Annotated in this window: 7 protein-coding genes; 1 reads left to right on the top strand and 6 read right to left on the bottom strand. The window is 59.1% G+C overall.

The features are described from left to right. Positions 1 to 1,194: 1,194 nt before the first annotated feature. From ACTO3O_RS09540 to ACTO3O_RS09515, 6 genes are all read right to left on the bottom strand, one after another. Entirely contained in the window at positions 1,195 to 1,392 is a 198-nt protein-coding gene (locus ACTO3O_RS09540; protein ID WP_297831293.1) for a hypothetical protein, read from the bottom strand. 88 nt (positions 1,393 to 1,480) lie between these two features. Then, positions 1,481 to 2,431, bottom strand: a complete 951-nt coding sequence (metF, locus tag ACTO3O_RS09535; RefSeq protein WP_297831290.1) for a methylenetetrahydrofolate reductase [NAD(P)H] — start codon at positions 2,429 to 2,431, stop codon at positions 1,481 to 1,483. Positions 2,432 to 2,462: 31 nt separating this feature from the next. After that, positions 2,463 to 3,902: a carbon starvation CstA family protein gene (locus ACTO3O_RS09530; RefSeq protein ID WP_297831287.1), complete on the bottom strand. Its 1,440-nt coding sequence runs from the start codon at positions 3,900 to 3,902 to the stop codon at positions 2,463 to 2,465. Between the two features lie 336 nt (positions 3,903 to 4,238). Next, positions 4,239 to 4,448 carry a hypothetical protein gene (locus ACTO3O_RS09525; protein WP_297627737.1) on the bottom strand — a complete coding sequence of 70 codons (210 nt, stop codon included), beginning with the start codon at positions 4,446 to 4,448 and terminating at the stop codon, positions 4,239 to 4,241. A gap of 327 nt (positions 4,449 to 4,775) precedes the next feature. Next, entirely contained in the window at positions 4,776 to 6,179 is a 1,404-nt protein-coding gene (gene ahcY / locus ACTO3O_RS09520) for an adenosylhomocysteinase (RefSeq protein ID WP_297831284.1), read from the bottom strand. Beyond that, positions 6,163 to 6,549, bottom strand: a complete 387-nt coding sequence (locus tag ACTO3O_RS09515; protein WP_482596740.1) for a riboflavin kinase — start codon at positions 6,547 to 6,549, stop codon at positions 6,163 to 6,165. Before ACTO3O_RS09515 ends, ahcY begins: the two co-directional genes overlap by 17 nt. A gap of 96 nt (positions 6,550 to 6,645) precedes the next feature. On the opposite strand from ACTO3O_RS09515, the gene ACTO3O_RS09510 reads away from it, so the two are divergent. Then, positions 6,646 to 7,200, top strand: a complete 555-nt coding sequence (locus ACTO3O_RS09510; RefSeq protein ID WP_298080747.1) for a MerR family transcriptional regulator — start codon at positions 6,646 to 6,648, stop codon at positions 7,198 to 7,200. The last annotated feature ends 406 nt before the right edge of the window (positions 7,201 to 7,606 follow it).

The following is a 7,606-nucleotide window of genomic DNA, read 5'->3' as shown; positions in this document are numbered from 1 at the left end:
AAACTCGACCGTGTGCGAAAACTCCGTCGCCCGACCGCCTAAAAGGGGATTTCACTCGTTTTGCGGTGAGCAAAATCGAGATGAAATCCCAGCGGGCGACGAGAAAAAGCCGTGCGCTCCGCCTTAGGAGGGAAATCGTCGAAACTCGCTTGCGTGTTTTGACAAGATTTCCCAAGGCGCGCGAAAACGTGGCGGAGCGAAAGCGGAGCCGCAGTGAGGCGGACACGGGGCGGAGAACTGGGGCGAGCTTTGGGCTATGCTTGTTCTTCAGGCGGGAAAACCGGATCCGGTTTTCCCGCCGCGCCGGGCTGAGCTTCTGCGACCCTTTGGGGTCGCGCAGTTCGCCGCCACCCCACGCGGCGGGCTGCAACTCGACGGGGCTCGTTGCGCCCCCGCTGGCGGCGCATTGCTATAGGTTTAGAGCGAATAGCGCGATTCCGCGAGGGATCGCCGGCCTCTTGGGTAGAGATTGCCCAATCGGAGTGCCCGAAGGCACCGGCGCGAGGAGAGGCGCACCGAGGACGAATCTCGCAGAATGGGAGCGACAAGGCCGAACTTGGCAGCTTTGACCGGTGAACGGAGCATTGTTTCGGTGGGTCGGACGCCCGGGAGTGACCGCAGTGAGCATGCGAACGTTGCGGGCCTCCCGAGGGGGAGGCGTCCGGCCCGCGCGGTTCTGCGAACCGCAGGAGGCAATTCTCAAACGAAGTTTCCATTAAAAAGACACAGCACCTCCACCATTTATTCCGAGCGGCACCGCAACGGAAAACCGTGGCCGCGGTAACTCACGCTGACGGGATTGAAGTACTGCGTGCTGAAATGCAAAAATACGCTGCCGGTGCCGCTAAAGGCGGACGAGTAGTTGAACCCGTAGCCGCCAACGTTGCCCAGTCCACCCGATCCTGTATCGTGGTAGCCCGGGGCGGGTGTTCTCTTCCCCGTTTATTCCGAGAGGCAACGCAACTGAAAACCGTGGGCGCGAGTGTGCGAATTATTGGAATCGAGGTATCGAGTGCTCAAAGCTAAGCGTATAGCATTGGTTTCATTGATGGTGGAAGCCCAAATGAAACCATGATTGCCAGAGTGCCACAACGCTGCATCGGCATCGCCGCGGAGGCCCGGGGCGTGCCCGCAGGGCGTTTTACTGACCGCCTTTCCCCTAAACCGCCTCTCTCCCAAGCAATACGTCCCTGTTTATTCCGAGAGGCAACGCAACGGAAAACCGTGGCCGCGATTGTCCGAACGGCAGGTGTAGAGGTATTGCGAATCGAACCCCAGGTACAGACCGTAGATATCGTTCGTAGCGGAAGACCGACTGAACCCGCTGTAACCGACATTCACCAGTATACCTTCGTCGTGACCGCGGTAGCCCGGAGCGCGGTCGAAAGGCACTCGAGAACTGGCCGGGTTTGTCCCGAAGCCGTTGATGCCGGACAGACCGAACGAACCGGAGATGGGAAAACCGGCTGAAAAGAGAGGCTCAGAACAACGCCCGGGCGATCCGTTCCACATTATCCGCCTTGCCCATCGTATAGAAATGGAGCGCGGGAACTCCCGCCGCCATCAGCTCGCGCCCCTGTGCCACCGCCCACTCGATTCCCACCTCCCGCACAGCCGCATTATCCCGACACCCCTCTACCGCCCGCACCAGCTCGTCCGGCAGTTCGATGCCGAACGTCTGCGGCAGCAAGGAGAGCTGCGATTTCGTCGTGAAAGGTTTGAGCCCCGCGACGATCGGAACCCCGATCCCCGCCGCCCGGCACGCTTCGACGTAGGCGAAATATTTCGAATTGTCGAAAAACATCTGAGTCACCACATATTCCGCCCCCGCATCGATTTTGGCTTTCAGGTGGGCGATGTCCGTGGCGAGATTCGGCGCCTCGGCGTGTTTTTCCGGATAACCCGCCACGCCGACACAAAAGTTTGTCGGAGCGCTGTGTTCCAGCTCCGAGTCGAGGTATTCGCCCCGATTCATCCGGATGATTTGCCGGACGAGATCCTCCGCATGCAGGTGTCCCCCTTCCGCCGCCCGGAACATCCGTTCGCCGCGCAGGTTGTCGCCCCGCAGCGCCAAAATATTGTCGACCCCCAAAAAACTCAGGTCGATCAAGGCGTCCTCGATGTCGTACTTCGAAAACCCGCCGCAAATCAGATGCGGAACGACGTCGATGCCGTAACGCGCCGTAATCGCGGCGGCGATTCCCACCGTTCCCGGCCGTTTGCGTATCACCCGACGCTCCAGCAAGCCGTCGGGACGCTCGATGAGCTTCACCTCTTCGCGGTGGTAGGTGACGTTGATATACGACGGGTGGTAAGGGGCCAGCCGTTCGATCGTGTCGAAAATCGTGTCGATATTATCGCCTTTGAGCGGCGGCAGCAGTTCGAAGGCAAAACGGGTCTTCCCGGTCTCGAATTTTTGAGTGACTTTCATCTGGCGACAAAGATAATCGTTTCCCTCGGCATCACCGACTCGCTGCAACCCGACCGCGCCAGGCATTCCGCACGTACCACCCCATCGTCCCCACAATCGCGACCGTGATGGCCGAACCGATCGCCAGTCCCGTGTAGTAAGGCATTGCGACTCCTTCGCGGGCGATGAAAATGTAGAAGGAGACGATAAAGGTCATGAATGCGGCCGGCAGGAAAGCCATGGCCCAGTGTCGACGCCGAACGGCCAGGTAGACGGTCACCGTCCAGAGACAGATGGCAGCCAGCACCTGATTGGCCCAGGCGAAGTATTTCCAGATGACTTCGAACGGCATGAGGGTGATGGCGACGCCCACCAGAAAGATCGGGAGCGAGATGTAGAGCCGCTTGACGAGCTGTTTCTGTTCCAGGTGCAGAAAGTCTGACGCGATGAGCCGTGCGCACCGGAATGCCGTGTCGCCGCTCGTAATCGGTGCGACGACCACACCCAGCAGGGCCAGAAAGGCGCCGACTTTGCCCAGTGTGGTGTTGGTAATCGTCTCCACGGCCCAGGCGGCATTCCCGCCGTGTGCTGCGAGCGCTTCGCTCAGCCCCTCCGTTCCGCCCCAGAAGGCCATCCCGATGGCGGCCCAGATCAGGGCGATCACCCCTTCCGAAACCATCGCGCCGTAGAAAACGGGACGTCCCTGTCGCTCGTTGATGACGCACCGGGCCATCATCGGCGACTGGGTGGCGTGGAATCCCGATACGGCGCCGCAGGCGATCGTAATGAACAGGGTGGGGATGATCGGCAATCCCTGTGGATTGGCCGTAAAGTTGCCGAACGATGCGGCCGAGAGGTTCGGAATCTCGTAAGGCCCGAAAAACAGCACACCTAAGATGCCGAGCGCCATGGCGAACAGAGCGATGCCGAAGATCGGGTAGAACCGGCCGATAATTTTGTCGATAGGCAGCAGGGTGGCTAAAATGTAGTAGGCCAGAATGATCCAGACCCAAACCGACTGGCTCAGTCCGGTGAATCCTTCGAGGATGCCGGCGGGCCCGACCATGAAGACGGCGCCGACGAGCACCATCAGAAAGAGGGTAAAGGCGCGCATGACTTGTCGCACGGTCAGCCCCATGTAGCGTCCGACGATCTCCGGAAAGCTCACGCCGCCCTCTTTGAGCGAAATCATGCCGCTGGCGTAGTCTTGCAAGCCGCCGACGAAGATCGTTCCGAAGGTGATCCACAGGAAGGCGACGGGGCCGTACATGGCTCCCAGCAGGGCGCCGAAGATGGGGCCGAGTCCGGCGATGTTCAGCAGCTGGATCAGAAAGGTTTTCCAGGCGGGCAGGGGCAGATAGTCCACTCCGTCGCGGTGGGTTTCGGAGGGTACGGCCGCTTTCGGATCGGCTCCGAACTGCCGTTCCAGATAACGGGCGTAGGTGAAGTAGGAGCCGACGAGGAGGGCCAAACAGATTAAAAATGTAGTCATGACGGTCGAACGTTTTTGCTGCATGTGTGATTCTGTTCGTGCGGTTCGATGCAGCGGTGCAAAGATAAGGATTCGGGCGTCAGGCTGTTCTTTCGGAGGCCGTTTTTCGGCGTTACGCAGAGCGTGGCACGGAATTTGAATCCGATTTCGGGTGTATCAATTATCGGACATTCTATTTAATTAGCTATTGTTAGTAAAATCAGGCTTGGCGCTTCGCAGGGCTTCCGTATTTCGAATGGTCGGGGGCTCTGCGGGGCGCAGGCTATTTTTTGGAGGGTTGGGGGTAGGGGCTTAGGGTAGTTTCGGCCCCTTGCCCACCGCGACTCCCTTTCCCGTTTATTCCGAGAGGCAACGCAACTGAAGACCCAGGCCACGGAAGTACGCGTAGCCGGGATAGAGGTATGGTGGATCGAAAGCCAAAAATATACTGTGAATGCTATTGGTTGCAACAGACCAACTGTATCCGCTGCCGCCGACATTTACCACTCCTCCCAATCGTCCATAGTCTCCCGCGTCGCGGAAGCCCGGGGCGGTGCCGCTCGGCACTCGAACCGGGCCGTCTCTACCCTAATCGCCCTCGCACTCACCTTCCTATTTATTCCGAGAGGCAACGCAACGGAAAACCGTAGGCACGGCTGCTCGAGTAGCTGGGGCCGATCCATGTCACACCGAAACTCAAGTTCATGCCACCGGTACCGCTGACCGTAGAAGCCCAACTGTAACCATTGCCGCCGACACCGTTCAGCGCGCCATTGGCTCTTTCGCGGAAGCCCGGGGCGGACGTTGTGTGATCCGAATCTTCCGCCCCGAGCATAAAAAAACGGCCTGCCGCCGGAGCCGCAGACCGCATGAAAATGAATAGGGAGAGCCGGATCAGTACCGATAGAAGTCCGCTTTATACGGCCCGTCGACCGAAACTCCGATGTAGTCCGCCTGAGCCGGTGTCAGGCGTGTCAGATGAGCCCCGATCTGCTCTAAATGCAGCCGAGCCACCTCCTCGTCCAAGTGTTTCGGAAGCCGATAGACCCCCGTCTTGTAATCCCGCTGCCACAGGTCGAGCTGTGCCAATGTCTGGTTCGTGAACGAGTTGCTCATGACGAACGACGGATGGCCCGTCGCACAGCCTAAGTTCACCAGCCGTCCTTCGGCCAGAATGAAAATCGAGTGTCCGTCTTCCGCGAACGTATAGCGATCGACCTGCGGTTTGATCTCCGTGCGCGTCGCTCCCTCGAACGCGTTGAGGCGATCCATCTGAATCTCGTTGTCGAAATGGCCGATGTTGCAGACGATCGACTGATCCCGCATCCGCTGCATGTGTTCCAGCGTGATGATATCCCGGTTTCCCGTCGTGGTGACATAGATATTCCCCTCCGGCAAAGCATCCTCGACCGTCTTTACCTCGAAACCCTCCATCGCCGCCTGCAAAGCGCAGATCGGGTCGATCTCCGTCACAATGACCCTGGCGCCATAATGCCGCATGCTCGCCGCGCACCCCTTGCCCACATCCCCGTAACCGCAGACTACCACCACCTTGCCCGCGATCATCACGTCCGTCGCCCGCTTGATGCCGTCCGCCAGCGACTCCCGGCAGCCGTACAGGTTGTCGAACTTCGATTTCGTGACCGAATCATTGACATTAATGGCCGGAAAGAGCAGCTCTCCGCGCTCCATCATCCGGTAGAGCCGGTGCACCCCCGTGGTGGTCTCCTCCGAAACCCCTCGCAACTCTTCTACTGTTGCGTGCCACTTGCCCGGGTCGGTTTTCAAAGTCTCTTTCAACAGGTTCAGGATGACCTGTTCTTCGTGATTCGCCGCCGTCCGATCTAAAACCGAAGCGTCGTCCTCTGCTGCAAACCCTTTGTGGATCAACAGGGTGGCATCCCCGCCGTCGTCGACGATCAGGTGCGGCCCTTTTCCTCCCGGAAAGGTGAGCGCCTCGCGCGTGCACCACCAGTAATCCTCCAGCGTCTCTCCCTTCCAGGCGAAAACCGGCACCCCGGCTGCCGCAATGGCCGCCGCTGCGTGATCCTGTGTCGAAAAGATGTTGCAGGAGCACCACCGCACATCTGCCCCCAACTCCACTAAGGTTTCGATCAATACCGCCGTCTGGATCGTCATGTGCAGCGACCCCATGATCCTTGCCCCCTGTAAAGGCTTCGAGGGCCCGTATTTCTTGCGCAGAGCCATCAGGCCCGGCATCTCGTGTTCGGCGATTTCGATCTCTTTGCGTCCCCATTCGGCCAGAGACATGTTGGCCACTTTATAAGGTAAACTCATCCTGTGCTATGATATTGAGTGCATTTTCTTTGTCTTCTTCCATCGCCCGGCGCAACTCCTCCACCGAGGCGAATTTCCGTTCGGGCCGGAGGTAGCGTAAAAGGTCGAGCCGGAGCTCCCGTCCGTACAGATCGCCGGAAAAGTCGAACAGCCAGGCTTCGGCTTTGGTCTTCTCTTCCCGCGTCACGGTCGGGGCGGTTCCGATGTTGACCAATGCCCACCGCCGTTGGGTGCTGTTGTCGTCATCCCATGCCGCTCGGGCCAGCCAAACGCCGTTCTGCTCTTTGTCCCGACTCCGGTCGGTGGCGGCGAGTTCGATGTTGGCGGTCGGGAAACCGAGCGTCCGGCCCAGCCGGCGTCCGGTCGTCACGGTGCCTCGTATGGTGTGTCGCTTTTGCATCCGGTGGTCAAAGGTATGGAAAAAATCGCTATCTTGGCAGACTGAACCGAAACCTCGATTTTCCGTATGACCGATAAGAAAAAGGGCTCTCGAAAGATGTTTTTCAGCATGGGCGAAGTCTCCGAAATGTTCGACGTGAATCCCTCGTTGATTCGTTTCTGGGAGAAGCGGTTCGACGTGCTCAAACCGAAAAAGAATGCCAAGGGAAACCGGCTTTTTACGCCGGAGGATATCGAGAACCTGAAGCTGATCTACCATTTGGTGAAGGAGAAGGGGATGACACTGGCGGGGGCGGAAAAGTACATCAAGGACAACAAAAATTCGTTGAAACGGGATGTTCAGATTTTGGAACACCTGGGGCGGATTCGGGCGGCGTTGCTGGAGATCAAGACGGAACTGGGGGCGGAGAGTACGGATACGGAGATCGTGGTGCGGACGGAGGCGTTGGCCGAGGCGGTGAACGAGGCTCTTCCGGCGGAATCGGAAGTAGAAATGGCGGAGGAGACGGAGGAGGTGGTTGTGGCCGAGGCGGAGGTCTCGTCGAGCGAGGAGCGGGGGGCTCCAGAGGAGGGAGGGGCGGAAAAACCGCGATATATCGAACCGACACTGTTCGACTTTTAACTTTTGGGATTTTTTTGAGGGGCGGTTGCTCTTATCAACAGCTTTGAGGTGTGAGCGATTCGCGCGATTCCGCGAGGAATCGCCATCCTCGGCAAGATCGACGCATTAGCGGCGCGTGGGGGGCGCGCCGAGGACGAACTTCGCAGAATGGAGATGGGCGACAGGCCGCTCTCGACATTTTAGCCGGTAAATGGGATATTGTTTCGGTGGGGTCGGACGCCCGGGAGGTACAGCAACTCTCGACGCATCAGCGGCGTGTTGCGGGCCTCCCGAGGGGCAGGCGTCCGGCCCGCGCGGTTCTGCGAACCGCAGGATTCAGCTCAAAAGTAGGGTAGAGGCTGTCTAATATTAGGGTAGCTCCTGCCCCTTGCCCACCGCGTGCCCGCGGCGTTTATTCCGAGAGGCA

Source organism: Rikenella sp. (assembly GCF_056799795.1).
Note: the sequence above shows the minus strand (reverse complement) of the source record. Positions and strands in the feature narration are given on the sequence as shown.

Coding starts and splice junctions, on each gene's coding strand:
- metF (WP_297831290.1), bottom strand. CDS start 2,431: ATGAAAGTCACTCAAAAATTCGAGACCGGGAAGACCCGTTTTGCCTTC.
- ACTO3O_RS09530 (WP_297831287.1), bottom strand. CDS start 3,902: ATGACTACATTTTTAATCTGTTTGGCCCTCCTCGTCGGCTCCTACTTC.
- ACTO3O_RS09510 (WP_298080747.1), top strand. CDS start 6,646: ATGACCGATAAGAAAAAGGGCTCTCGAAAGATGTTTTTCAGCATGGGC.
- ahcY (WP_297831284.1), bottom strand. CDS start 6,179: ATGAGTTTACCTTATAAAGTGGCCAACATGTCTCTGGCCGAATGGGGA.